This window comes from Arthrobacter rhizosphaerae, assembly GCF_023062595.1.
Taxonomy (GTDB): Bacteria; Actinomycetota; Actinomycetes; order Actinomycetales; family Micrococcaceae; genus Arthrobacter; species Arthrobacter rhizosphaerae.
This window is the reverse complement of record NZ_JALLAN010000021.1, coordinates 1-25074: the sequence shown is the minus strand read 5'-3', so window position 1 is coordinate 25074 and position 25074 is coordinate 1. Positions and strand designations below refer to the sequence as shown.

The window sequence follows — 25074 nt, the reverse complement described above, 5'->3', positions numbered from 1 at the left end:
GACTGCCTCGATTCGAGATCACAATCGCCGAAGGGGTATGCAACTCAAGACTAGAAACCAGCGGTTACCGCAGTGTTTCGCGGGGGTAAGGGCCGGGAGAACTTTTCCCGGCCAACTTGACCCGGCTCAAAATCAGTACGAGTCGCCCGTGGGATCTTCCGCCGTCGGGTCCGCCAGGGCCAGTCCGCCCACCGGGCTGCCGTCCCAGTGGAGAAGGTGCCATCCGCCGTCAGGGTCCCCATCCAGTGCGACGATTCCGGTGTTTGAGAGGATATGCCTGGCTGCGAAATCAATGTCGATGTTGTGCGTGCGGGCGGCAGCCCAGACGCGGATGGCAGCGCCGTGGCTGACAACAGCCACTGTGCCTGAATCGCCGTCTGGTCCAGCGGGGACTGCCGCAGCCGCAATGGTGGCGATGGCGGCGTCGTAGCGCTGGAAAAAATCGTGGCCGTTCGGGCCATCGGGCATCCTGCGGTCCAGGTCGCCGGACGTCCATGCGAATGCCGTACGCATGTAGCGCATGTGCGATTCGTGGTCCGTCAGTTTCTCCAGCGCGCCGGCCTCAATCTCGTGCAACCCGTCCATCACTTGGATTTCCAGGCCGCGGGCACGGGCTAACGGGGTAGCGGTGACCTGCGTCCGGACCAGCCTGGAGGCATAAAGGGCGTCGATCTGCTCATTCACCAAGGCCCTGGCCAACGCTGCCGCCTGCCGCTGACCGAGCTCGGTCAGGCCAGGGCCGGGGTGCGCAGTATCCAGCTGCCCGAGGACATTCCCGGGCGTTTGGCCGTGGCGAATGAGCAGGAGCCTCATTTCAGATGATCGACCAGCTGATCGGCGATCCCCGTGTACTTACCCGGTGTCAGCGCCAGCAGCCTGGCTTCCGCCTCTGGAGAGAGGCCCAGGCCCTGGACGAACTCCCGCATGCGGGCTGCGTCGACGCGCTGGCCGCGGGTGAGGTCCTTGAGCCGTTCGTACGGGTTCTCCATGCCTTCGACGCCTGCGATTGCCTCCGCACGCATCACCATCTGGATCGCTTCACCAAGGACTTCCCAGTTGGTGTCCAGGTCCTTGGCGAGGACGTCCTCAGCCACATCAAGACGCTCCAGCCCCTTGGCAACATTTGAAATGGCGAGGAGCGAATGTCCGAACGCCACACCGATGTTGCGCTGGGAAGAGGAGTCCGTCAGGTCACGCTGCCAGCGGGACGTCACCAGCGTGGAGCCCAGCACGTCCAGCAACCCGGAGGAGATCTCCAGGTTGGCCTCGGCGTTCTCGAAACGGATGGGGTTGACCTTGTGAGGCATGGTGGAGGAACCCGTGGCTCCTGCGACCGGCACCTGTGCGAAGTAGCCTATGGAGATGTAGCTCCAGATGTCTGTGCAGACGTTATGCAGGATCCGATTGAAGCGGGCGACGTCTGCGTACAGCTCTGCCTGCCAGTCGTGGCTTTCGATCTGTGTGGTCAGCGGGTTCCAGGTAAGGCCGAGCCCTTCAACGAAGGACTTGGAGACCTGCTGCCAGTCAGCACTGGGCACGGATGCGACGTGGGCGGCGTAGGTTCCGGTGGCACCGTTGATCTTGCCGAGGTATTCCGTCCTTGCGATCCGATCCAGCTGGCGGTTCAGGCGGTGCGCGACGACGGCCAGCTCCTTGCCCAGCGTGGTGGGCGTGGCCGGCTGGCCGTGCGTGCGGGAAAGCATGGGGACGGCGCGGTTGTCTTCGGCCATCTTCTCGATCTGGGCCACCAGCGACCTTGCAGCCGGCAGCCATACGTCCTCCACAGCGCCCTTTACGCCAAGCGCATAGGAGAGGTTGTTGATGTCCTCGGACGTGCAGCCGAAGTGCACCAGCGCGGTGAGGTTTTCGATGCCGATCCCCTGGAGCCTGCGGCCGATGTAGTACTCCACGGCCTTGACGTCGTGGACGGTTACGGCCTCAATCTCCGCCAGTTCCTGAACTGCGGCTGCATCGAATTCAGTGACGATGGTGCGGAGCCGCTCCTGCTGCTCCGGCGTGAGGGGCCCGGCTCCCGGAAGAACATTGTTGCCGGTGAGGTGAATCAGCCACTCGACCTCCACGGCGACGCGGTCCCGGTTCAGGGCCGCTTCGGACAGGTAGTCAACGAGCGGAGCGACGGCGGACTGGTACCGGCCGTCCAGCGGGCCGAGCGCAATCTGGACCGGAGAGGCGGCAAGGGCAATGCGTCCGGAAGGCGTACGGGTGTCAGCTGTGGCGGCAGTTTGAGGCATGCGGCAATTCTTTCATGAACTTCGACTCTGCCTAAGCCGGGGGAGCGTATGACTTCCAGTCAGCAGCGGCACGGGTTGTAGTGCCCGCTTATCCACATAGCCTCCAGGCTCTGTTCACGATGGAAACAGGGTTCCTTACAGTGAAAGTTCAGTGACAGTTCTTACGTTCCTGGACGCCATTGTTCCGGGGACGCAGCTGTCACCCATCCACGTTTGGGGGTCCAGAAAATGAGCAGCGCCATCACACCGGCGGATCTCAACCAGTGCGCTTCGCGGAGCTATGAGGTCCAGTTGCTGGCAGGCCGGGTAGAGGCGGGAATAACTGAAATCGAGGCTGTACATCGCAGACTTTCCCAGTTGGAGCTCACCAGTTGGGAGTCGCCCGCCGGCCGAGCCTACCGCCTCAGTGTAGGTCTGCAGGCTGCGGCCTTGCGCCGTGCCATGGAGCAGCTGAACCATGCGGTCGCAGCCGTGCGCCACCATGCCCAGAACGTGGCGGCGTGGTCCACGCGGACTGCGGCGGGCGGTTACTGATGGCTGAGATCTCACCCGGAGGTGCAGGTGGGCCGCTCCGTCCCCAGGTGCCGCCGCCTGACGGGGATCTGTCGATCAGGGGCGGGGTTGGCGGCATCAGCTTCCAGCTTTCCGAGCTTGCAGCGGGCGCAGGAGCACTGGATGTCCTCGCCCGCACGCTCACGTCGGTCGAGGCGGCAACACACAATGTCTGGCAGGAGCTGTGTAACTACGGGAACGAGCCACGGTCCAGCGGAGTGGCTGCGCTCGAAGCGGTGGGCGAGGGCCGACGCGCGGTCGGGGTGGTCCGGCAGGAGCTGCAGGACATCGGCAGCCAGGTGCGTGCGTGTCAGCGTGAATACGAGGCAGCCGAGAGCCAGAGCGGCCAGGATCTCCGTATGGGAATGCGGTCCTTTGAACTGGTGGCTGCCCAGGGCATAGATACCGGCCTGACCGGGTTCATGAACAGGGAAACATCCGAGGCCCTCGCCCGTAATGTGCCCCTGACTCTGGGCCTCCTCCTCGGAGTGCGGCCGGAGCTGGCCTTGGCTGCAGCGGCGGCTCTTCGTCCTGGCTTCAAGGGCTCCGGTGTCCCGTCCATTATCCGGATGATGGCAGAGGGGGGAGTTCCGGACCTTAAGCCCCGTCACGTTAAAGCAGTAGAGGAAGAGACAAATGACATGGTTCTCGATGCGTCTCCGGCCGGTCTGCTGGCCAGGGCCCGCAGCGTCGATGCCGAAGGACTCGGCCACATCGAAATCATCCAAACTGTCCAGAACGGACACAAGGCTTTCATTGTGATCATTCCGGGCACGCAGCCGGGTGCACCCAGAGGCGGTGATAATCCCTTCGATGAAGCCGGTATCGCTGAAGGGCTTGGCTACGATTCCGCATACACCGGCGCTGCTATCCGCGCTGCGCTCCAGCAAGCCGGAGCAACAGTGCAGGATCAGGTGGTGGCTGTCGGTTACAGCCAGGGCGGCGTCCATGCCATGAACCTCAGCAATGACAAGGCATTTCTTGCGGAGTATGACCTTAAATATGTGCTGACCGCGGGCTCACCGGTTGGTGGAATAACTCCGCAGCCGGGAATCAGCAGCTTGCATCTGGAACACCGCCAGGACTGGGTGCCGGGAAGTGACGGCGTTCCCAGCCCGGATACCAGGGACCGGGTCACGGTGACGCTGACCAATCGCGTGCTGACGCCGTTAGGCGAGGAAGCCGGGCTGGGGCCCGGGCACAGACTTACCAACTACGAAGCAGGGGCGAGGGCGGTATCCATCAGCGATGATCCTTCCCTGATTGCGTCAACCGCAGCCTTGGCCGGAGTGGTGGGCGCCGGCGGTGCTGCCACGGCTACCCGCTTCCGCATGGTCCGCGACCCCCAGGTTCAGCCGAAGGACGGTGCCGGTCGCGTTTCGGCTGCCCGGAAGGAGCGGCATCCAGGTTATCCGTACGGTGGCCGATAGCCGCGCCGGGCAGCTGTTGGCTGTCCCGGACGGCCGTTAGCTGCGGCGGGCTCCCGGAATCCGGCTGGCAACCAGAGAAATGATGGTGATGATGATGGCGGCCAGGATAGCTGTCCAGAAAAAGCTGTCGATGGTGAAGTCGACGGGGGTGTAGCTGCTGAGCCACGACGTCAGGTAAAGCATGGCTGCGTTGATGATGATGGTGAACAGCCCGAGCGTGAGAATAGTGATCGGCAAGGACAGCAGGCTGACCAGGGGGCGCACGAAAGCGTTGACCAATCCAAAGATCAATCCAATGAACAAATACGCGAGGATGAGCCCGATGGTGTCTGTTCCTTCGGTTACGCCTGTGCGCGCAACAGCCGCAGTTGCTGCCGACGTGGAAATGTCCAGTCCCGGGAGGATCCAGCTTGCAATCCACAAAGCCAGTCCGTTGATTATTACCCGCACAATAAAAGAACGCATCCCCCATGTTTTCACACGCGAGCCGGCCGCAGATACGTGGAAGTAGGCTAGTTCACATGACGACACCAGAAAAGACTGCGGGTATCAGGCCGCGGCCAGTGGTAGACAGGCTGCCGCGCTACGCTGCTGGAAAGCCGCCCCTCGCCGTCGAGGGCATCACCAGTTACAAGCTTTCGTCGAATGAAAATCCGCTGCCGCCAATTCCCGCCGTCGTTAAGGCCATGGCGGCTCAACAGGACTTCAATCGCTACCCTGATCCGTTGAGCACCCGGCTGCGGACGGCCCTGGCCGGGTTTTTGTCTGTTCCGGCGGAGGACATTGTTACAGGCACGGGAAGCCTGGGCGCCCTGAACCAGCTCCTTGCCGCATTCGCCGGCCAGAACGAGGACGGCAAGGCGGACGAGGTGATTTATGCATGGCGCTCATTTGAGGCCTATCCCATTTGTGTGGGCCTCGCGGGCGCCGAGAGCATCAGGATCCCCGTGACCTCTGAAGGGCGCCACGACCTGGAGGCGATGGCCGCCGCAGTTTCAGCCCGGACCAAGGTAATTCTTCTCTGCACTCCCAACAACCCCACCGGACCGAGCCTGGACGCCGAGGAGACGGAGCGGTTCATCAACGCCGTCCCGTCTGACGTGATTGTGGTTATCGACGAGGCCTATCAGGAATTCGTGCGGGACCCTGATGCCGTCGAGGGTATCGATATGTACCGGAAGTACCCGAACGTGGTGGTGCTTCGGACGTTCTCCAAAGCCCATGGGTTGGCAGGACTTCGTGTGGGTTACAGCATTTCACAGCCGCATCTGACACAGCACCTGCGGGTGGCGGCCACGCCTTTCGCTGTCTCTCAGATAGCGGAAACTGCGGCTGTGACTTCCCTGGAGAACTTCAGTCAGGTTGTAGAAAGGGTACAAGGACTGGTGGATGAACGGGACCGGGTAACCGCGGGCCTCAAGGAGTTGGGCTGGTTCATTCCTGAAGCGCAGGGCAATTTTGTCTGGCTCAACCTGGGTGAAAACAGTTCGGATTTCTCGCGTAGGGCAGAAGAAGCAGGACTCTCGGTCAGGGCCTTTGGGAACGAAGGTGTCCGCGTCACCATTGGAGAAACAGAGGCGAACACCCGGTTCTTGGAACTCTGTGCGATCTATACAAAAGCCCCACAGCGTTCCTAGCGCTTAACGAGGCGCCTTCCGTTACCTTACTGCGGATAAAGTAAGGAACAGTAAGCCACTATATATGCTCCTACAGGAATGTATTCCTTGAAGAGCATATATCCCAGCGACATTGCAGCGCATTCTGATGCGGCAAGCAAGGAGACGGTATGGGCGCCACACATCTGCCCTCCACCGAGTTCGACGGAACCGAGGTAGACGACCAGCTCGAGGCGGAAGCTGAGGCTGCGATGGGGGAACCCGATGCCCAGATGGTGCAGCTGCTGGGCCCGGACGGAACCTTGGGCAGCGACCCTGTTTTCTCGGAGTACGCTGAAAAGCTCGACGCCGGCAAACTCCGCGGCTTCTATGCGGACATGGCTGCGATCAGGCGGTTCGACCAGGAGGCCACAGCCCTTCAGCGGCAGGGACAACTGGCACTTTGGGTACCACTGACGGGACAAGAGGCAGCCCAGATCGGCTCAGGCCGGGCCAGCCAGCCCCAAGACTACATCTTCCCCACATATCGGGAACACGGCGTTGCCCTCACAAGGAACGTTGACCTGTCCGAACTCCTACGGCAGTTCCGCGGTGTCTCCAACGGTGGATGGAATCCCAAGGACACCAACTTCCATCTGTACACCCTCGTTCTTGCTGCCCAGACCCTCCATGCGGTGGGGTACGCGATGGGGATCCAGCGTGACCAGAAGCTGGCTGCCGCCTCGGATCCAGCGGGAACGGAGCCGCCCGCTGCCGTAATGGCGTACTTCGGCGACGGAGCCAGCTCAGAGGGCGACGTGCACGAATCCATGGTCTTTGCCTCCTCCTATAACGCTCCCGTGGTGTTCTTCTGCCAGAACAACCACTGGGCGATCTCCGTCCCCAGCGCCGTGCAGACCCGCGTTCCGCTCTCCAACCGTGCCAAGGGCTACGGCTTCCCCGGCATTCGCGTGGACGGCAATGATGTCATCGCCGTACACGCCGTGACGGAGTGGGCACTTGAGCACGCCCGTTCTGGCAAGGGCCCTGTTTTGATCGAGGCTTTCACGTACCGGCTCGGTGCGCACACCACCGCGGATGACCCCACCAAATACAGGCTTTCCTCCGAAGAGGACGCCTGGCGGGCGAAGGATCCTCTTGCGAGGCTTGAGGTTTACCTGCGTGCCGCGGGCTTGGCGGATGACGCCTTCTTCGAGCAGGTCAAGGCCGACGGCGACGAACTCGCCTCCTATGTACGCCGCACCACCCACGACCTCGAGACACCTGACATCAGGGCGGCCTTCGCGAACGCCTATGTGGAATCACACCCGTTGGTCGCTGAGGAGCTCGCCTGGTTCGAGCAATACAGCGCAGGATTCGAAGAGGCAGCTGAAGGGGCGGCGCACTGATGACCACCATGACCATCGCGAAGGCGATCAACGAAGGCCTCCGGGCAGTATTGGCCAACAACCCGAAGTCCCTGCTCATGGGCGAGGACATCGGACCCCTCGGCGGCGTCTACCGTGTCACTGACGGGCTGATCGGGGAATTCGGTGCCGACCGCGTCGTAGACACTCCCCTGGCTGAGTCCGGCATTATCGGTACAGCCATCGGTCTGGCCTTGCGTGGCTACAGTCCCGTCTGCGAAATCCAGTTCGACGGCTTCGTGTTCCCCGGGTTCAACCAGATCACCACCCAGCTGGCCAAAATGCATGCCCGCAGCCACGGCAACCTCACCGTTCCGGTAGTTATCCGCATTCCCTACGGTGGCGGCATCGGATCGGTCGAACACCACTCGGAATCACCCGAGGCACTGTTCGCGCATACTGCAGGTCTTCGCATCATCACGCCATCCAACGCCCATGACGCGTATTGGATGATCCAGCAGGCCGTGGAGTGCCAGGACCCCGTTATTGTCTTTGAGCCCAAGCGCAGGTACTGGCTCAAGGGCGACGTCGACACCCAGGCCCCCGGGCTCGCCGATGATCCTTTCAAAGCGCACGTGATCCGGGAAGGACAGGACGCCACTGTCGTCGCGTATGGCCCACTGGTTCCGGTTGCCCTTGCAGCGGCAAACGCGGCGGAGGACGACGGCCGAAGCGTGGAAGTCATCGACCTGCGTTCCATTTCGCCCATCGATTTCGATACCGTTACGGAGTCCGTGAAGAAGACCGGCCGGCTGATCGTGGCCCACGAGGCCCCCACCTTTGGTGGAATCGGCGGCGAAATCGCGGCGCGGATCAGCGAGCGGGCGTTCCTGTCGCTGGAGGCTCCCGTGATTCGGGTGGGAGGCTTCCACATGCCCTATCCCGTTGCCAAGGTGGAAGAGGATTACCTGCCGGACATCGACAGGATTCTTGAGGCGCTGGACCGCGCCCTGGCCTACTGAATCCAGCCCGCCTGCAGCATGTCCCAATGCCGCCCTTGATCGTTTCGAAACCGAGGACCCCATGACTCTGAACAAGTTCAACCTCCCCGATGTGGGTGAAGGGCTGACCGAGGCTGAAATCGTCTCCTGGAAGGTCAAGGCCGGCGACACTGTGGCTATCAACGACGTCCTTTGCGAGATTGAAACCGCTAAGTCGCTCGTCGAGCTCCCCTCGCCCTTCGCCGGTACCGTCACCGAACTGCTGGTACCCGAGGGCGTGACCATCGACGTCGGCACCCCCATCATCAGCGTCAGCGATGCGATCGCCGGTGACCCAACTCCCGCTGACGTACCGGCCCCTGCCCTCCGGACAGCAGAACCCCCCGCTTCGGCGCCGGCCGCTTCGGTGCCAGCAGCTCCGCTGTACGGCAAGCTGCCCGAGGACACCCCCGGCACGGGCCCGGAGGCGGGCGGACCGCTGGTCGGATCCGGTCCCAAGGCCGACGCCGTGAAGCGCCGGCCGCGTAAGGCCTCGGGCACAAACATCCCGGCAGTTTTGTCGCCTGCTGCCCCTCCTGCCGCTGAGCTGCCGGCCGCCGTCGTGCCTCCGCAAGCTCCGCGAATGGAAACCCCGGAGCCAACAGGCACGCCCGGCACCATTGCAGAAGGGGACCGCCAGACACTTGGCGGGACCATCAGTGGGCTGGTGAACAAGGTCCTGGCTAAGCCTCCAGTGCGCAAGATCGCACGGGATCTTGGCATCGACCTCTCGGACGTTGTCCCCACGGGTGCCCGCGGAGAGGTCACCCGGGAGGACCTGGTGAGCTACCAATCGCAGCGCGACGCCGAACTGGATAAAGCCGATTCGTTTTGGGGCAAGTCCGGCAAGCCCCAGGACCAGCGCATCGAGCGCATCCCGGTCAAGGGTGTCCGAAAGGCTACGGCCAAGGCGATGGTGGAGTCTGCGTTCTCGGCTCCGCACGTCAGCATCTTTGTGGATGTTGATGCCAGCCGGACCATGGAGTTCGTGAAACGGCTCAAAGTATCACGCGATTTTGAGGGCATCCGGGTCTCCCCGCTCCTGATCCTTGCGAAGGCGGTCATCTGGGCTGCGGCGCGTAATCCGAGCGTCAACGCCACGTGGGTGGACAGCACCGATGGCAGTGATACCGCGGAAATCCATGTTAAGCACTACATGAACCTGGGGATTGCCGCCGCCACTCCGCGCGGCCTCATGGTGCCCAACATCAAGAATGCCCAGGACCTCTCCCTCAAGGAGCTGGCCCTGGCCCTCAACGACCTCGCCACAACTGCACGCGCAGGCAAGACCCAGCCGGCGCAGATGCAGGGCGGGACGCTCACTGTCACGAACATCGGTGCGCTGGGTATCGATACGGGAACCCCCATTATCAATCCCGGCGAGGTAGCCATCGTCGCCTTCGGCACCATCAAGCAGAAGCCATGGGTGCTGGACGGAGAGGTCATCCCGCGCTGGATCACCACCTTGGGCGGCTCATTTGACCACCGCGTGGTGGATGGGGATCTTTCGGCACGGTTCATGGCGGACGTCGCGGCCATTCTCGAAGAGCCTGCCCTGCTGCTCGACTAAGCAGTTGCTTGACTTACTCATTGCATGCAAGGCCGGAGCGTGGTCGCTCCTCCGGTGATTGGTGGCCGCCGGAGGAGCTTCACGCGAACGTGAAGAGGCGCGGCGGCCTCAGTCGACGTCGTCCGTCTTGGCAATGTAGACATCGCAAGGCGCGCTGTGAGCAACGCTGTTGGCCACGCTGCCCAGCACCCGGCCAATTCCGCGCATGCGACGATTGCCCACCACGATCATCCGGGCGTCGCTCCGCTCGGCTTCATTGATCAGTGCCTCGGCCGGCTTTCCACGCGCCGCGGAATAGGTCACGGACAATTCCGGCGTGCGCAGGCGATCGGCGACGCCGCGGGCGACTTTCTCCGCTTCGCCGGCGTCGGAAACGATCCACTGGTCGCTCCCGCTTCCGAAGACTTCGGTGCGGTCGCTGTCGAACGCGCTCACCACATGAAGAGTGGCTCCCATTGAAGCGGCGAGACCTGCGGCCGTTTCGGCAGCCTTCATCGCCGTTTCACTGCCATCCACGCCGACAACAATAATTCCGGTCATATTCCTGCTCCTTTAAGTCGATGCATCTCCGGACCAAGCCGGGATGTTTTCAGGCTACAGTGCCGCAATTGCTTCCCGCATAACGGGTGCCAACCTGCGGACACCTTCGTCTATGGATTCGGGTGGAACCGCGCTGAAGGCGAGCCTGAGCTTGTTGGATGGTTCAGTCGAATGCGTGAATGCTGCCCCGGGAATGAAAACTACGCCCGCCTCGATGGCCTTGTGAAGCAGCGGATATGTATCTACTCCCGCCGGAAGCGTGACCCAGACGAAAAAGCCACCGTCCGGCCTGGTCCAGGTCATGCCCTCAGGCATGTGCTTCTCGAGGGCGGCCAGCATGGCGTGGCAACGCTCCTCGTAGAGCGCTCGATAGGTGCGGATCTGTTCCTTCCAGTCAAAATCCCGCAGGTAGGCAGAGACCAGCATCTGGTTGAAGGCCGGGGGACACAAAGTTACGGATTCGGATGCCAGGTAGTAGCGGCGCTGAAGGTGTGCCGGAAGCAAAGCCCAACCAACCCGCAGTCCCGGCGCAAAGATCTTCGAAAACGAGCCCAGGTAGATGACATCATCCGGATTGCCTGTACGCAGGGGCGTCAGTGGCTGGCCGTCGAAACGCAGAAGACCGTAGGGGTTATCTTCCAGAACCAGGATATTTGCGTTACGACAAATATCGACTATCTGCTGGCGACGTTCCTGCGCGAGAGTAATGCCTGACGGGTTGTTGAAGCTGGGGATGGTGTAGAGGAATTTGATCTTCTTGCCGGCTTTTTGGAGAGCGCCGATTTTCGCGCGCAGCAATTCGGGGACCAGGCCGTCTCCATCCATGGGAACGGTCTCCACCTGTACCTGATATGCCTCAAAGGCATTCAATGCACCCACATATGTTGGATTCTCCACGAGGACCACGTCGCCTGGATTGCAGAAGACCTTTGCCGCGATGTCCTGGGCGGACTGGGACCCGGCGGTGACCACCACGTTCTCCGGGACGGCGTCAAGGATTCCCTCCTCGGCCATCACCTCGCAGATCTGCGTCCGAAGTTCCAGGCTGCCCTGGCCGCTGCCGTACTGGAGTGCAATCATTCCCTGTTCGGCGATGATCTTGGCGGCTGTTTCCGAGAGCCGGTCCAGGGGGAGTGACTGCAGGTAAGGATTGCCTCCGGCCAACGACACGAGACCCGGGCGCATGGAGATGTCAAACACATCTCGTACGGCTGACTGCTTGATGTTGGCGGCGCGCTCCGAGAAGAGTCCCTCGTGGCGGTGGGCGGACGTAGCCGCTCGTTCGATAGCTTCAACGGCTTCAGCGGGCAGCAACTGTGCTGCGGCATCCAATGTCTCGTGGCTCACATTCCTCAGGATACAGCCATCAGTTGTTGTTTATGCAACCTCTGTTGCCTCACGGGGTCTGGGCAGGTTCAGCTCGCCTGGCGGCCATTGTTACCGAAGGCTGAGGACTTCGGCCAGGCTTCGTCCGTTGATGTAAATTTCCGCCCGTGTTGCACCAACTGCCGTAACGGCTGTGTGCGTCAGTTGGGCCTCAATCCTGGGAACGTCACAGGTCCCCGCGGGACTTAGTGTGCCACTCAGGTTCACCACCACTGTCGATCCGTCGAAGTAACCCGAGACGAAGCTGAGCGTAGAAGATGCCAAGGCGTTGTAGAGCCCGTCCGGGGCGGATCCTCCGCCGTTGCTCCCGGGGAGCAGGGCGTGAAGCGCTGATTGAAGTGGTTCGTTTGCGAGCGGGGCGGCAAGGGGCACGGATACCAGGCTGTCGTTGCAGCCAAAGCGGACGCCTCCACTCCCGCCGTCGTCGAGCAAAACAAAGTAGGCCTTTCCGGGCTGCTGCGTACTGGTGGCTGGAGGATTACCTGCAGGAAGCGCGGCCCCTTGCGTGGGGGAGGGTTCAGGCGAAAGTATCGGCCTTGGTGACGACGACGCGGCCGATGGAGAATCTCCTGGCGTGGCGCCGGGTGGCGGGGTTTGGGCTGCCGGCTCCTGGTAAGGCTCACTTGTTCCGCGGGGTGCCAATTCGGGACTGGCCGGTTCAGCAAGCTCGGTTACAGGGGTGGGTGCACGCTGGGCTTCGGGCTCAGGCGCAGCAAGCGCAGGCACCTGTGTCGCCTGGCTGACCACTGAACCTTCCGCCGCTTTTGTGGCCGAGCGTGTGTCGGACGTGGAGCAGCCCGCCAGCCACAAGGGAATGGCCAGGCAGCAGGCCAATCCCGCCGCCCTCGTGAATCCTTGGGAGGTCCTCATGACAACCCGCACCTCCAGCCCCGCTGCAATCCGTATATCAACGTTACGGCTCAGCTGGGAGGGGTGGAATATGTTTCTGATGACGGTTCGGCGACAGGTGGATCACGGTTTGGTACGTGCGGCCCCTTTACGGGTCAGGGCCGAAAATGCAGAACGCCTCCGGCTGCCCTGAACTGGCCGCCGGAGGCGTCATACTTCATCTGAAAAGATCAGGCAGCGGCGACAGGGCTGCTCTCAGCAATGGCATCGAAAACATCCTTGATCTGTTCCACGATCTCGGCGTCGTCCTTCGGGTGGAGCTCAGCGAAGCGCACCACGGAACCCGGTACGGCGAGCTTGACGCCCTCAAGGACCTGCGCACCGGCGATGCCGACAGCCTTGCGGGTCTCATCCTGGGCCCAGACTCCGCCGAACTGACCATAAGCAGTTCCGACGACGGCGGTCGGCTTGCCGGTGAGGGCGCCTGCACCGTACGGACGGGACAGCCAGTCGATGGCGTTCTTGAGGGACGCGGGAATGGTGCCGTTGTGCTCGGGGGTCACCAGCAGAAGGGCGTCTGCGTCGGAGGCGGCGGCCCGGAGTGCTGCGGCTGCGGCCGGAACCTGGCCTTCGACGTCGATGTCCTCGTTGTAGAAGGGGATGTTTCCCAGGCTGTCGTGGATGATGACGTCCACCTGCTCGGGCGCGTTGACCTGAATGGCCTCGGCAAGCTTCTGGTTAGTGGATTCTGCGCGCAGGCTGCCTACGAGGGCGAGTACGGTGCTCTTTGACATATGAACTCCTAGTGTCAGCCACCGGTTGGGGCGGCGGTTTGCTGTAGGTGAGGCTTTGAAGCCTTCAGAGAGCTAAACGGACTACGGTCCGGTTCTTATTCCCACGGTCTAGAATGTTTTTTGTGAGCCTTATCCCAATCCGCTCCGGATCCCCGGGTGAGGATTCAGAGCGAAGCGATGCCGCCCGGAACCGGGAACGCCTGCTGGTGGCGGCCCGTGAACTCCTGGATGAGTGTGGTGTGGACTCTCTCACGATGGACAAGCTCGCCAAACGCGCCGGGGTAGGCAAGGGAACGGTGTTCCGACGTTTCGGCAGCAAGGCGGGCCTCATGATGACCCTCCTGAGCGACGCGGAGGCGGAATTCCAAGGGCGCTTTATGTTCGGCCCTCCCCCGCTTGGACCGGGAGCGCCGCCGCTGGACAGGTTGGTAGCTTTCGGCCATGCCCGCATCGGTTACCTCCTGGAATTCGGGGACCTGGCACGGGCTGCTGACCAGTCGGTCTATACCAAGCTCGAAGTTCCCGCCACGCTGCTCTGGCACCGCCACGTCGAGTTACTGCTCCGTGCGGCCGGAATGACTGCCGATCCCTGGCTCATGGCAATATTCCTCGGAGCAACCCTGGACCCCGAGCGGCTGCTCTATGCAGTCCGGGTTCAGGATGTGGCACCGGAACGGCTCGCCGAAGCATGGACCGAGCTCGTCACTCGGGTGGTCGGCAAGGCCTAGCCCCACTTCAACGCTCCCTCACCTTTCGCGCGTTTTTCGCAGACGCTCCCTCACCTTTCGCGGGTTTTTGGCGGACGCTCCCTCACCTTTCGCGGGTTTTTGGCCGACGCTCCCTCACCTTTCGCGGGCGCCCACGTGGTTCCGGTCGGGATGTGAGGGAGGGTTGGGGGATTTTGGTCGGGATGTGAGGGAGGGTTGGGGGATTTTGGTCGGGATGTGAGGGAGGGTCCGGGGGTAGCGTTGCCCCATGACTACAGACTCTTCCTTGGACGCCAGCCGGCCCGCCCCCATTCGCACAGCGGTGGCGGGCTATGGATTGTCGGGCAGTGTTTTCCACGCCCCGCTGATCGCCGCCAATCGCGCTTTCTCCCTGGACGTCATTTCAACGTCCGACGCCGGCCGGAAGTCCGCGGCGTCCGATCGGTACCCGGCAACGGGGCTTGTGGACACGCCGGAGGACATCCTCGGGCTGGCCGGCGAGCTCGACCTGCTCGTTCTCGGAACCCCTCCCGCAACCCACTATCCGCTGGCGAAGGCCGCGCTGGAAGCGGGCCTCGACGTCGTCGTCGATAAGCCTTTTGTGGTGACCAGCAGCGAAGGTGCGGAACTCATTGGACTGGCCGCACGCCTGGGGCGCGTACTCACGGTCTTCCATAACCGCCGGTGGGACGGCGATTTCCTCACCCTCAGGGCCATCCTCGCTGGCGGCACCCTGGGCAATATGGCCCGGTTCGAGTCGCGGTTTGAGCGCTGGTCGCCGCAGGTATCCAAGGCCTGGAAGGCGGAAGCCACAGCTGAGCAGGGAGGAGGGGTTCTGTTTGATCTGGGGAGCCATCTTGTGGATCAGGCCCTTCAGCTTTTTGGCCCGGCCACGGTTGCTCACGCCGAACTTCAGGTCCGGCGCCCGGGCGAAAACGTGGACGACGACGCCTTCCTGGCCTTGCGGCACGAGTCGGGCGTGACCAGCCACCTCTGGATGAACATGCTGTGCGCCCAGCAGGGTCCGCGCTTCCGGCTACTGGGAAGCGAAGGCGGATTCACCAAGCACGGCGTGGACCCCCAGGAACCTTACATCGTGGCCGGTGGGGGTCCCTTGGACGAGGAGTACGGCCTCGAAGCCCCCGAATGGGCCGGAACTCTTGGCCGCGATGGGCATCTGGACCGGCTCCCGACCGAGCGGGGAGCCTACCCGGAGTTTTATCGGATCCTGGGGGAGAAGATCCACGACGGCGGAACCTCCTCTGCCTTTCCCCTCCCAGTCAACCCCCAAGACGCAGTCGAGGTCCTGAAATTAATAGAGCAGGCCAGGACGTTGGCGTGGGATGGGGCTTAACGACTGAATGGCAGCCATCCAGAAAGCGTGCGTCAAAGCGACGAAGGAGCAGCACGCGTTGGATGACTGCCATTCAGTTGGCAGCCAGGGGATCAGGCGCTAACCAGCTGGTGCCAATCGGCTACGAGCGGCAGGTTGTGCGCCTCAGAGACTGAATGGTGGGCAACATGGCCTGCAGCAATGTTGAGACCGGCAGCCAGCGCGGGATCCTTCTCGAAGGCAGCCTTCACGCCCAGGTTCGCCAGTGCGACGCCGTAGCGCAGCGTGACGTTGGTGAGTGCATAGGTGGAGGTGTTGGGAACGGCACCGGGCATGTTGGCCACGCAGTAAAAGATGGTGTTGTGCACCTTGTACGTGGGTTCCTGGTGCGTTGTGGGGTGGGTGTCCTCAAAGCAGCCGCCCTGGTCCACGGCGATGTCCACGAGGACCGAGCCCGGCTTCATCCGTGCCACAAGTTCATTCGTCACCAGCTTGGGGGCCTTGGCTCCCGGAATCAGTACGGAGCCGATCACCAGGTCAGCGTCCACTACTGACTTTTCAATCTCGTACTTGTTGGACGCAACGGTTTTCAGGCGGCCCTGGTACTGGGCATCGAGTTCCCGCAGGCGGGGGATGTTGATGTCCAGGATGGTGACGTCCGCACCAAGCCCGAGCGCCATTGCTGCAGCGTTTGTTCCGGCCACTCCGGCGCCGAGCACCACAACCTTGGCGGGACGGACTCCCGGTACCCCGCCCAGCAGCACGCCCTTGCCTCCCGCCGGGGCCATCAGCGACGCCGCTCCCACCTGGACGGACAAGCGGCCCGCGACCTCGGACATCGGTGCGAGCAGCGGAAGGGTGCGGCCCTCCTGAACGGTTTCGTAGGCGATGGCAGTGACGCCGGAGTTGATCAGTTCGTGGGTCAGTTCCGGTTCTGCTGCCAGGTGCAGGTAGGTGAAGAGAATCAGGCCCTTGCGGAAACGGTGGTACTCGGCCTTGATGGGCTCCTTGACCTTCATCACCATGTCTGCGCGGTCCCAGACGTCGTCGGGATCAGCCACGATCTCGGCACCGGCAATCGAGTATTCCTCGTCGGTGATTCCCGAACCCAGCCCTGCGCCGCGCTCCACCAGGACCGTGTGGCCGTGCATGAGGAATTCGTGAACGCCGGCTGCAGTGATGGCCACGCGGAATTCGTTGTTCTTGATCTCTTTGGGGATGCCGATAATCATTTTTGGGCTCCAGGTTCGGCGGCTTTCTGAGGGCCAGGATGGAAGTGTTGATGTGATTCCAGAATAAATCCGCTTGTGAGACGCGCGACATTGGGGCCATCAGGAGCAAGCGCAACTTCCGCGTGTTTCCGGGGTTTCCCTAGAAATCCTCTCGACGTTTGTCGAGTTCTGTAGCGGCAACTGTCGCCTCATGTTGGTGCAGGAAGGTGAGGTCACGGAGGGTGCAAGAGCAGTACTGTTGCAGCATGCAGCAACAGGATGTGGAACAGCTCGTCGAGCACGTGGCACTCAAGTTGGGCCGGGGGCTTTCCCTCGAGGATCTCGACGGCGTTCTGCTCGCCTACAGCTCCAACCAATCCCATGCCGACCGTGTCCGGGTGAACTTTCTGTTGAGCAAACGGGTCCCGGCCGATGTCAGCGCCTGGCAGCTGTCGCACGGGATCGCCACGGCGGTGCGTCCCGTCGTCGTGCCTGCCAACGAGGATCTGGGGATGCTGGGCCGCGTATGCGTCCCGCTGCTGGTGCGCGGTTTCCGCGTCGGGTACCTGTGGGTCCAGCAGGACCTTGAAGACGAAAGCGCGACGGCGATCCTGAGTCAGCTGCCCGGCGTGCGGGAGGAGCTGGAGGTACTATCCGGGCTCCTGCTCGAGTCCAACACAGCGGAATCCGAGTTCCGCCGCCGTCGTGAGCAGGAATTCCTTAAGGCGTGCGCCGGGGAAAGCAACGCTGTGGCGGCCGTGGCCGGGTGGAAGGAAGTGCAGGGCAAGGGGCCTTGGCAGCTCGTGACGATCATCGACGCCGATGGCTGGACTGAAGGCCCCGATCCCATCGCCTCTACGCTCATCCACCGGTCTGCCGCGCTGCAGGCAACTATCGGAGTGGATTCCACGCTTTTCAGTGCCGGCACCGAAACCCATGCTGTGGTGCTGTTCCGGGAGTCCATCGGCCGGGCCAGCCACGCACAGGTTCTGGTGCACTACCAGCTGGAGTTGGCCAAGCGTTCCGGGCGACCCGTCCAGCGGATCATCCTTGGATGCAGTGAAGGTTTCAGTAAGCCCCGGGAGCTGAGCCATGCCTATAGTCAGTCGAAGCAGGCGGCCCAGGCGGCAGCGGTTGATCCGCAGCTCGGCGAGCTGGTGGATTGCCGTGCTACCGGTGTGTATCAGCTGCTGGCCTCGGCCGGAGGCGGGACTGGAGCGTGGGCAGATGCCGGATCTGTGTACTTCCATCTTCTGGAGGACCACGACCGCAACGGCGAACTGCTTCCCGTGCTCGAGTTGCTCTACGACAACGACGGCTCAGTCCAGGATGTTGCTGACAAGCTGCATCTGCACCGGAGCAGCATCTACAACAGGCTGGGCAGGATTCGGCAGTTGCTGGGAGTTGATCCGCTCAAAGGCATGGTGCGGCTGGAACTGCACGCGGCTCTCAAGGCGCGGCGCTGGGCCTCCCGCCCACGCATCTGAGCCGAGCCTTCCCGCCGGCGGGCATCTGACTTCGGCCCGGCGCCGGCGAAGAGCTAGCCGCCGAACACCTTGCTCTCCAGGAAGCTGTTGCGGAATTTGTGCTCGGGGTCCATGCGGTCGGCCAGCGCCGTGAAGTCCGCGAACCGGGGATAGAGGGGCGCGAGGGTTCCTGCGTCCGCCCGAAAGAGCTTGCCCCAATGCGGGCGGGCGCCGAGCGGGGCCAGCCTCTCCTCCATCAGCGGAAGGACCTTCTCAACAGCGGTCTGCTCGGGCTTCCAGGTGAAGTGAAGGCCCGCTGATGACTGGGCGTAGGAAGGGCTGAGCCACAGCCGATCGGCGGCGATGGTGCGGATTTCAGAGACCTGCAGCAATGGTGTGATGCGCTCAGAAAGTCCCCTCATCGCGGCGATGGCCTCAGCGGCGTGCTCGCGGGCCACAAAGAATTCGCTTTGTAGTTCGGCACCGCTGCTTGGCGTGAAGGCCATCCGGAAGTGCGCCAGTCGCTCGGACCAGGGGCCGGGAACGCCCAACTGCTGGGTGCAGTTCTCACCTGAGAATCCAGGCAAGGGGTGCATGGCTCGGACGGCCGGGGAGCCGCCGTAAAAACTCGCCCCGGCCGCGGCTGCGGGGACACCGCCGTCGTAACCGCGGCTCTTCAGCCAGGACTGCGCCACCGTCTCCCCCTGCCAGTCCGTAAACAGGCTGACGCTGTAGGCGCTGGCCGTGACGGCGTCGAAATCTGCAAGCACCTGCTCCCAGGCGAGTGCTTCGAACACGTCCTGGCGCACGGAGAAGGTGGGCTCGATGTCCAGGGTAACCCGCGTCACGATGCCCAAGGCGCCGAGAGCCACCACGCAACCGTCAAAGTCGGGGTCTCCGCGGCGCAGGGTCCGCAGGTTCCCGTCGGCCCCAATCAGCTCGAGTTCGGCCACGGATGTAGCGAGGTTGCCGTTGGCATCGCCCGATCCGTGGGTTGCCGTGGAGATGGCGCCCGCTATGGAAATGTGCGGCAACGAGGCGAGGTTGGGCAGCGCAAAGCCGTTACGCTCGAGCTCCTCCGCCAAGGTCCCGTAACGCGCTCCGCCGGAAACCGCAACGGTCCGCGCCGCAGAGTCAATACTGATGTCAGGGTCCACGGCCTCCAGTGAGAGCAGGGCTCCGCCTGAATCAGCGATGGAGTTGAAGGAGTGGCGGGAGCCGAGAGCCCTGATTTTCCCCGCATCTGCGACGACTTCCTGCGCTTCCTGCAACGAGCCTGGCCGGTGGATCAGTGGAGCTCCATAGCGGTAGTTGCCGGCCCAGTTGAGTTCATCAAGCTCCGTGCGCATTGCTCCCTTTCGTCCCGAAACCTCTGATTCCGGCAAGTGTTACCGCTCACAATACTGTTGGGCACCCAGCGCACTGTCAATGGGACGTGCGGTCAAGCCTAGGAGTTTTCGGGGTCCTTCGACTGGTCCGTTTCCAGCAATGCAGCTGACTTCTTCTGCGTCTCCAGCCAGGCCATGATGTCCGTGAGCCGGATCCGTCGATGGGTGCCCCTGTACTGCACCGGGATCTCGCCACGGTCTGTCATGTTCCGCAGATATGTATGCGAGATCCCGGCCAACTCAGCGGCGCGGGAGGTGGTGAGCATCTCTTCCACACTGCTGACAGTGACGGCGTCCCCCTCACTGAAACGCGTCAGGAGATCGACGACGGCGTCCCTCGCCTGCCGGGGCAGCCGGTGGACAGTGCCGTCAACAAACACAGTGATGTCATGGCTGCCCTCAAGGGCTCGCTTGAGCTTGCGGGCATCGTCAGCGGGCAGTGCGCCGGTGACCTGTGGGGCTATCAGTGCCATGGCTGAATACTAACCCGACTGAATCCAACCGAGCCCGTGCACAGGCCATCCGACGCACCGCTGCGGCCAGGCACAGCGGCCGGGCACAGCGGCCGGGCGCAGCGGCCGGGCACAGCGGCCGGGGAACCTACAGCCCCAGCTCCTCCAGCACAGGCAACTTGGCGCGAACCCATGCGCGGGCCTCCGCGGCGCTGGGAGCGGACAAGGCGAGCTTCGCCAGTTCCTGGGCCTCTGCCAGCGTGACGGTCTTCAGCACAGCGGCGACTGCTGCCAAGGAGCGGGCAGTCATGGAGAGTGTGGAGACCCCCAGGCCGGTGAGGACGACAGCCAGGGCGGGATCTGCTGCCGCCTCGCCGCAGACGCCAACGGGCTTATTGTGGCCTTCTGCCACTGACCCCTCAACCGTGAGTCCCACCAGCCGCAGGACTGCCGGTTGCCAGGGTGTGTTGAGACCGGCGAGCGGGCCAAGCTGCCTGTCGGCCGCCATCGCGTACTGGGTGAGGTCGTTGGTTCCGAGGCTGGCGAACCCGACTTCCCGCAGGATGGCTTCGGCGGTGAGAGCAGCTGACGGAACCTCTACCATCACGCCAGGCGTGCGGATACCGGCGTCGGCACACATGGAGGCGAAACGCGCAGCCTCTTCCGCCGTCGAGATCATGGGCGCCATCACCCACACATCCGCCTCAGAACCCTTGGCCGCCAGTCCGATCGCCTCAAGCTGGCGGTCCAGCACGCCGGGAGTGGTGAAGTCGGTCCGGTAGCCGCGGACACCGAGGGCCGGGTTGGGCTCTGTGGCGTCGGTGAGGAACGGCAGGGGCTTGTCGGCACCGGCGTCGAGAGTCCTGAGCACAACTTTCTTGCCCGGGAAGGCATCAAAAACGCCCTTGTAGGCTGCCGCCTGCTCTTCAACGCTGGGCTCGGTATCGCGTTCCAGGAAGCAGAATTCGGTGCGGAACAGCCCTACTCCCTCGGCGCCGAGGGCAGCAGCAGCCACGGCATCCTTGGCGCCTCCAACGTTGGCGAGAAGCGGCACCAGGTGACCGTCCGCCGTCGAGCCCGTACCGCTGAACTCTGCCAGCAGTGAAGCGGTCGCCGCCCATGCCTCGGCGGAAGACCGCAGTGACTCGTCGGGATCTGCGGTGATGGCTCCAGCTGCGCCGTCGACAAAAACTTCGGTGCCATCCGGCAGTTCATCGACGCCGACAGCGGCCACGACGGCCGGCAATCCGAGGGACCGCGCAATGATGGCTGTGTGGGACTGGGGCCCGCCACCCGCAGTGACCAGCGCCAGGATCTTGTTGGGATCAAGCGTTGCGGTATCGGCAGGTGCCAGGTCCTCGGCCACCAGGATAAAAGGATTGTCCGACTCCGGGATGCCCGGTGCCGGGACTCCGCGCAGTTCAGCCACAATTCTTGCCCGGACATCCAGGACGTCGGTGGCGCGCTCGGCCATGTAGCCGCCCAGATTCAACAGCATCTCCGAGACGGACGCCCCTGATTCCCAGATTGCACGTTCGGCAGACGTTCCCCGAGCGATCAGTTTGCCGGCGCCCTTGATGAGCATGGTGTCGGTAGCCATCAGCGCGGTGGCTTCCAAGACTGCCTTGCCATCGCCGGTGGCTTTGACGGCGCGCTCCTTGAGTTCATCATGGACGGCTTTGGCTGCGGTTTTGAGCTGTGCCGTGGCCTCCTCCGGGGAGGCCCCCTCCGGCAGTCGCTCGCCCGCAAGGGGTTCGCTGATCGGTTTTGGCATTTGGCGGATGGTGCCAATGATGCGGCCGGGGCTTACGCCTACTCCTGGGAAGTTCTGCACTGAAGGTCCTCATTTTCTGCCGGTAACCAGGCTTGCGTCTTCGGATGCTGGGACGTCGGTACTGCCACGTCCGACGCTAGCTGCTTTGCCTGAAAAAAGTGTATGTGATGCAGTTCATATAGCAATGCTATAGGTGCTAGGGTAGCGGTTATGAGTTTCGATGGCCAGCCGCCGCCAAAGGCGAGACTGCTGCGCGCGGCGGCTGAACTGCTCGCCAAATCAGCGGGTGCCCCCGTCTCCACCCGCCAAATCACACAGTTGGCGGGCGTTACGGCACCCACGCTGTACCACCACTTTGGCGACAAGGAAGGGCTGTTCGACGCCGTTGTTACGGCCGGCTTCGAAGAATACGTAAAAGGCGAACGCGACTTCACCCCGTCCGGCAAGCCGGTGGAGGACATCCGGCGAATGTGGGACAACCACGTGCAGTTCGGGCTCAACCAGCCTGAGCTGTACCTTGTCATGTTCGGAAATATCCGGCCTGAAAGACGTCCCGCCATCGTGGCCGACACAGAAGCTTTGATGGAAGAAATGTTGAACAAAGCGGCCGTGGCAGGCCAGCTCAACGTGCCTCCACGGGAAGCGGCCCGAAGCATTCTTGCGGCAAACGTCGGTGTCACTCTTATGCTCATTTCCGAACCTGCTGCAGATCGAAACCTGGAACTTTCCTCTATGACCCGGGACGCTATGATTTTCGCCGTGTCCACGGACCAGGCCAAAGGGGTTGCACCGGACGATTCCGGCAGATCATCAGTGGTGGTGGCCGCCATCGCCCTCAACGCCGCGCTCCAGGCCTCACACTCGGATCAGCTCTCAAGTTCCGAACTCAAGCTCTTCCTCGAATGGCTCCATAGGATCTCCAACAGCTCCACCGGCCTCCGCGGTGCTCGAGGGGTCGACGCGCCTGCATCGGAAGCCACCGACGGCGGTTCAAAGATCCTTGCCTCGAACAGCGTGATCCTGCATGGGACGGCCACCACCCGGGACGCCGCAATTTATGAAGCTGGCAGATTGCTGCTGGACCGCGGTGCCGTGGACAGCGGCTACATCACGGCCATGCACGAACGCGAGGAATCGGTGTCCACGTACATGGGCAGCTACCTTGCAATCCCGCATGGGACCAACGCCGCGAAGGACCACATCAAACAATCCGCTGTCTCGGTGGTCCGCTATCCCCGTGGCATTGACTGGAACGGTAAAGAGGTCAAGTTCGTTGTCGGGGTCGCAGGCATCGGCAACGAGCACCTGCACATCCTCTCCTCAATCGCCGAAGTCTTTGCTGAAAAGGCCCAAGTGGCACAGCTTGAAGCCGCAACATCGGTGGAAGAAGTGCTGGAGCTGTTTGCCAAGGTGAACTCCGGAGACGCCTGAGGCCCCCCGGGGGATCCTCCCTCACGTTCCGCCCGTATTTTGGGGACCCTCCCTCACGTTTCGCAAGAAAAAGGCCAACGCTCCCTCACATCGTGACGGAGCCTTCGCGCAGGCAGCAGGAAAGGTGAGCGAGGGTTTCAGCCCCCGCTATTTCGGGGTGATACAAACAGGGTTTCCGCCTGCTCGAGGGACATGCCGTTGGTTTCCGGCACTTTGAACATGACAAAGAAGAACGACGCCGCCGCGAACAGCGCGTACATGGCGTACGTCAGGGGCAAGGAAGCCGCTGCCATGACCGGGAAACTCAAGGTGATAGCGAAGTTGGCGATCCACTGCGCGGCGGCGGCCAGACCCAAAGCACGGGCACGGATCCTCGAGGGGAAAATCTCGCCCAGCAGTACCCACACGAGCGGTCCCCACGAGGCGCCGAAGCTGACCACGAAGACGTTCGCCGCCACCAAGGCGACCGGTCCCCAGCCGCCCGGCAGCGAGATTTCCGATCCGGAGCCAGTCGCGGAAGAGAAGGCCACGGCCATGGTGCCCAGAGAAACGGCCATGCCGATCGAGCCAGCCAGCAGGATGGGCCGCCGGCCAATGCGATCCACCAGTGCGATGGCTACGAGCGTGACCAGGATGTTGGTGATGGAAGTGGCCACAGAGATGGTGAGCGAGTCCTTCTCCTGGAAACCCACGGCCTTCCAAAGAGTGGTGGAGTAGTAAAAGATCACGTTGATCCCGACAAACTGCTGCAGCACCGAGAGCGTGATGCCGATCCACACAACGGCCTGCAGTCCGAAGACTTTTCCGCGGAGGGAGCCCTTCTGCCCTGCCAACTTGTCTTCCTCGATGGCCGACTGAATCTCGCGAATGCTGCGGTCTGTGTCCTCGCCCGGGGCGATGGTCTCGAACACCTTGCGGGCCTCGTCCTCCTTGCCCTTAAAGACCAGGAAGCGAGGCGATTCGGGCAGTCTGTAGGCGATCCAGCCGTAAACCACGGCAGGTACGGCGGCGGCGAGGAACATCCATCGCCAGGCTTCGATCCCGAGCCATAACGGCTGGTCCGCGCCGCCGGCGCTCGTTGCAAAGAGTGCGTCGGACAGGAGCGCCGCGAAAATACCCGTAGTGATGGCCAGTTGCTGGAGCGACGCCAGGCGTCCCCGGACGTGGCGCGGAGAGATCTCCGAGATGTACGCCGGGGCGATGACGGAAGCCAGGCCGATTCCGAGCCCACCCACCAGCCGCCAGAAGATCAGGTCCCAGACGCCAAAGGCGAAGCCCGTCCCGGCGGCGCTGACCAGGAACAGCAGTGCGCCCAGCTTCATGGCCGGAATACGTCCGTATTTGTCGGCTACTTTTCCGGCCAGGTAGGCGCCCGCCGCACAGCCAAGGAGAGCCACGGCCACAGCAAATCCGGTGACGGCTTCTGACAACGCGAACTCGTCCTTGATGGCATCAACGGCCCCGTTGACCACAGACGAATCGAAGCCGAAGAGGAATCCCCCGACCGCACCCGCGACCGCAAGGCCGATCACCTTGCGGGGGACGTCAGGGCGCACTTCAGTAATGGATGTGGACATGGATCTCCCCTTGGATCTTGCATCGGATTTCAGCGCTGCAGACTTCGTTGGCCACCGGATCCAGCCCTCCAGGCCGGCGCACGCGCGCTCAACAGTGTGCCATGCCCCCGTTAGAGGTTCCAGTCCGCCCCGTGAGGGAGGGTTCGCAGAAAACGGGCGGAAGGTGAGGGAGGGTTTGCAGAAAACGGGCGGAAGGTGAGGGAGGGTTCGCAGAAAACGGGCGGAAGGTGAGGGAGGGTTCGCAGAAAACGGGCGGAAGGTGAGGGAGGGTTTGCAGAAAACGGGCGGAAGGTGAGGGAGGGTCTGCAGGGAGGCCGACGACGGCGGGAGGCTCCCGCCGTCGTCGGGCGTTCCAATGGG

The 25074-nt window shown here is 62.9% G+C and carries 21 protein-coding genes and 2 pseudogenes; 11 read left to right on the top strand and 12 right to left on the bottom strand.

Annotated features, from left to right (window positions below; translation table 11 throughout):
- Positions 1-132: 132 nt before the first annotated feature.
- Together MU551_RS20995 and purB are read right to left on the bottom strand one after the other, a co-directional pair.
- Positions 133-813: a histidine phosphatase family protein gene (locus tag MU551_RS20995; protein ID WP_247048499.1), complete on the bottom strand. Its 681-nt coding sequence runs from the start codon at positions 811-813 to the stop codon at positions 133-135.
- The gene (gene purB, locus MU551_RS20990; protein ID WP_247048498.1) at positions 810-2252 is read right to left on the bottom strand and encodes an adenylosuccinate lyase; all 1443 of its coding nucleotides are present in this window, start codon (positions 2250-2252) and stop codon (positions 810-812) included. Before purB ends, MU551_RS20995 begins: the two co-directional genes overlap by 4 nt.
- Before the next feature lie 228 nt (positions 2253-2480).
- Between purB and MU551_RS20985 the strand changes: the two genes are divergently transcribed.
- Together MU551_RS20985 and MU551_RS20980 are read left to right on the top strand one after the other, a co-directional pair.
- Positions 2481-2786: a hypothetical protein gene (locus MU551_RS20985; RefSeq protein ID WP_247048497.1), complete on the top strand. Its 306-nt coding sequence runs from the start codon at positions 2481-2483 to the stop codon at positions 2784-2786.
- The gene (locus MU551_RS20980) at positions 2786-4234 is read left to right on the top strand and encodes a hypothetical protein (protein ID WP_247048496.1); all 1449 of its coding nucleotides are present in this window, start codon (positions 2786-2788) and stop codon (positions 4232-4234) included. The genes MU551_RS20985 and MU551_RS20980 overlap by 1 nt, the downstream gene beginning before the upstream one ends.
- Positions 4235-4270: 36 nt before the next feature.
- Here the strand turns inward: MU551_RS20980 and MU551_RS20975 are convergent, their stop codons facing one another.
- A complete protein-coding gene (locus MU551_RS20975; RefSeq protein WP_247048495.1) occupies positions 4271-4699 on the bottom strand; it encodes a phage holin family protein in 429 nt (142 codons plus the stop codon).
- Between the two features lie 56 nt (positions 4700-4755).
- On the opposite strand from MU551_RS20975, the gene hisC reads away from it, so the two are divergent.
- The 4 genes from hisC (at position 4756) to MU551_RS20955 (ending at position 9806) form a co-directional block, all read left to right on the top strand.
- The gene (gene hisC, locus MU551_RS20970; protein ID WP_247048494.1) at positions 4756-5871 is read left to right on the top strand and encodes a histidinol-phosphate transaminase; all 1116 of its coding nucleotides are present in this window, start codon (positions 4756-4758) and stop codon (positions 5869-5871) included.
- A 149-nt stretch (positions 5872-6020) separates the two neighbouring features.
- Positions 6021-7238 (top strand): pyruvate dehydrogenase (acetyl-transferring) E1 component subunit alpha, encoded by a 1218-nt coding sequence (pdhA, locus tag MU551_RS20965; RefSeq protein WP_247048493.1) that lies wholly within the window; start codon positions 6021-6023, stop codon positions 7236-7238.
- Entirely contained in the window at positions 7238-8218 is a 981-nt protein-coding gene (locus MU551_RS20960) for an alpha-ketoacid dehydrogenase subunit beta (RefSeq protein ID WP_247048492.1), read from the top strand. The genes pdhA and MU551_RS20960 overlap by 1 nt, the downstream gene beginning before the upstream one ends.
- Before the next feature lie 61 nt (positions 8219-8279).
- Complete coding sequence (locus MU551_RS20955; RefSeq protein WP_247048491.1) at positions 8280-9806, top strand: dihydrolipoamide acetyltransferase family protein; 1527 nt, start codon at positions 8280-8282, stop codon at positions 9804-9806.
- A gap of 108 nt (positions 9807-9914) precedes the next feature.
- Here MU551_RS20955 and MU551_RS20950 read toward each other — a convergent pair whose 3' ends face one another.
- The 4 genes from MU551_RS20950 to MU551_RS20935 all read right to left on the bottom strand — a co-directional run bounded on the left by MU551_RS20950 (position 9915) and on the right by MU551_RS20935 (position 13375).
- A complete protein-coding gene (locus MU551_RS20950) occupies positions 9915-10346 on the bottom strand; it encodes a universal stress protein (protein ID WP_247048490.1) in 432 nt (143 codons plus the stop codon).
- 54 nt (positions 10347-10400) lie between these two features.
- The gene (locus tag MU551_RS20945; protein ID WP_247048489.1) at positions 10401-11693 is read right to left on the bottom strand and encodes an aminotransferase-like domain-containing protein; all 1293 of its coding nucleotides are present in this window, start codon (positions 11691-11693) and stop codon (positions 10401-10403) included.
- Between the two features lie 90 nt (positions 11694-11783).
- On the bottom strand, positions 11784-12602 hold the full coding sequence (locus tag MU551_RS20940) for a GerMN domain-containing protein (protein ID WP_247048488.1): 819 nt from the start codon (positions 12600-12602) through the stop codon (positions 11784-11786).
- Positions 12603-12811: 209 nt separating this feature from the next.
- On the bottom strand, positions 12812-13375 hold the full coding sequence (locus MU551_RS20935) for an NAD(P)H-dependent oxidoreductase (RefSeq protein ID WP_247048487.1): 564 nt from the start codon (positions 13373-13375) through the stop codon (positions 12812-12814).
- 122 nt (positions 13376-13497) lie between these two features.
- Between MU551_RS20935 and MU551_RS20930 the strand changes: the two genes are divergently transcribed.
- On the top strand, positions 13498-14103 hold the full coding sequence (locus tag MU551_RS20930) for a TetR/AcrR family transcriptional regulator (protein WP_247048486.1): 606 nt from the start codon (positions 13498-13500) through the stop codon (positions 14101-14103).
- Between the two features lie 247 nt (positions 14104-14350).
- Positions 14351-15436 (top strand): Gfo/Idh/MocA family protein, encoded by a 1086-nt coding sequence (locus MU551_RS20925; RefSeq protein ID WP_247048485.1) that lies wholly within the window; start codon positions 14351-14353, stop codon positions 15434-15436.
- A 92-nt stretch (positions 15437-15528) separates the two neighbouring features.
- Here the strand turns inward: MU551_RS20925 and ald are convergent, their stop codons facing one another.
- Complete coding sequence (gene ald, locus MU551_RS20920) at positions 15529-16647, bottom strand: alanine dehydrogenase (protein WP_247048484.1); 1119 nt, start codon at positions 16645-16647, stop codon at positions 15529-15531.
- A 245-nt stretch (positions 16648-16892) separates the two neighbouring features.
- Here ald and MU551_RS20915 point away from each other — a divergent pair, with 245 nt between their 5' ends.
- The gene (locus MU551_RS20915; RefSeq protein ID WP_247048483.1) at positions 16893-18113 is read left to right on the top strand and encodes a PucR family transcriptional regulator; all 1221 of its coding nucleotides are present in this window, start codon (positions 16893-16895) and stop codon (positions 18111-18113) included.
- A gap of 53 nt (positions 18114-18166) precedes the next feature.
- Here the strand turns inward: MU551_RS20915 and MU551_RS20910 are convergent, their stop codons facing one another.
- The 3 genes from MU551_RS20910 to ptsP all read right to left on the bottom strand — a co-directional run bounded on the left by MU551_RS20910 (position 18167) and on the right by ptsP (position 21766).
- On the bottom strand, positions 18167-19441 hold the full coding sequence (locus MU551_RS20910; protein ID WP_247048482.1) for an FAD-binding protein: 1275 nt from the start codon (positions 19439-19441) through the stop codon (positions 18167-18169).
- A gap of 98 nt (positions 19442-19539) precedes the next feature.
- Positions 19540-19953: a helix-turn-helix domain-containing protein gene (locus MU551_RS20905; protein ID WP_247048481.1), complete on the bottom strand. Its 414-nt coding sequence runs from the start codon at positions 19951-19953 to the stop codon at positions 19540-19542.
- 127 nt (positions 19954-20080) lie between these two features.
- Positions 20081-21766, bottom strand: coding sequence for a phosphoenolpyruvate--protein phosphotransferase (gene ptsP / locus MU551_RS20900; RefSeq protein ID WP_247048480.1), 1686 nt, complete (start codon positions 21764-21766; stop codon positions 20081-20083).
- 150 nt (positions 21767-21916) lie between these two features.
- Between ptsP and MU551_RS20895 the strand changes: the two are divergent.
- Positions 21917-22639: pseudogene (locus MU551_RS20895) on the top strand (TetR/AcrR family transcriptional regulator); the annotation flags it as partial.
- A 21-nt stretch (positions 22640-22660) separates the two neighbouring features.
- A pseudogene (locus tag MU551_RS20890) lies at positions 22661-23137 on the top strand (PTS mannitol transporter subunit IIA); the annotation flags it as partial.
- Between the two features lie 137 nt (positions 23138-23274).
- Here the strand turns inward: MU551_RS20890 and MU551_RS20885 are convergent.
- The gene (locus MU551_RS20885) at positions 23275-24714 is read right to left on the bottom strand and encodes a sugar porter family MFS transporter (protein ID WP_247048479.1); all 1440 of its coding nucleotides are present in this window, start codon (positions 24712-24714) and stop codon (positions 23275-23277) included.
- Positions 24715-25074: the final 360 nt, after the last annotated feature.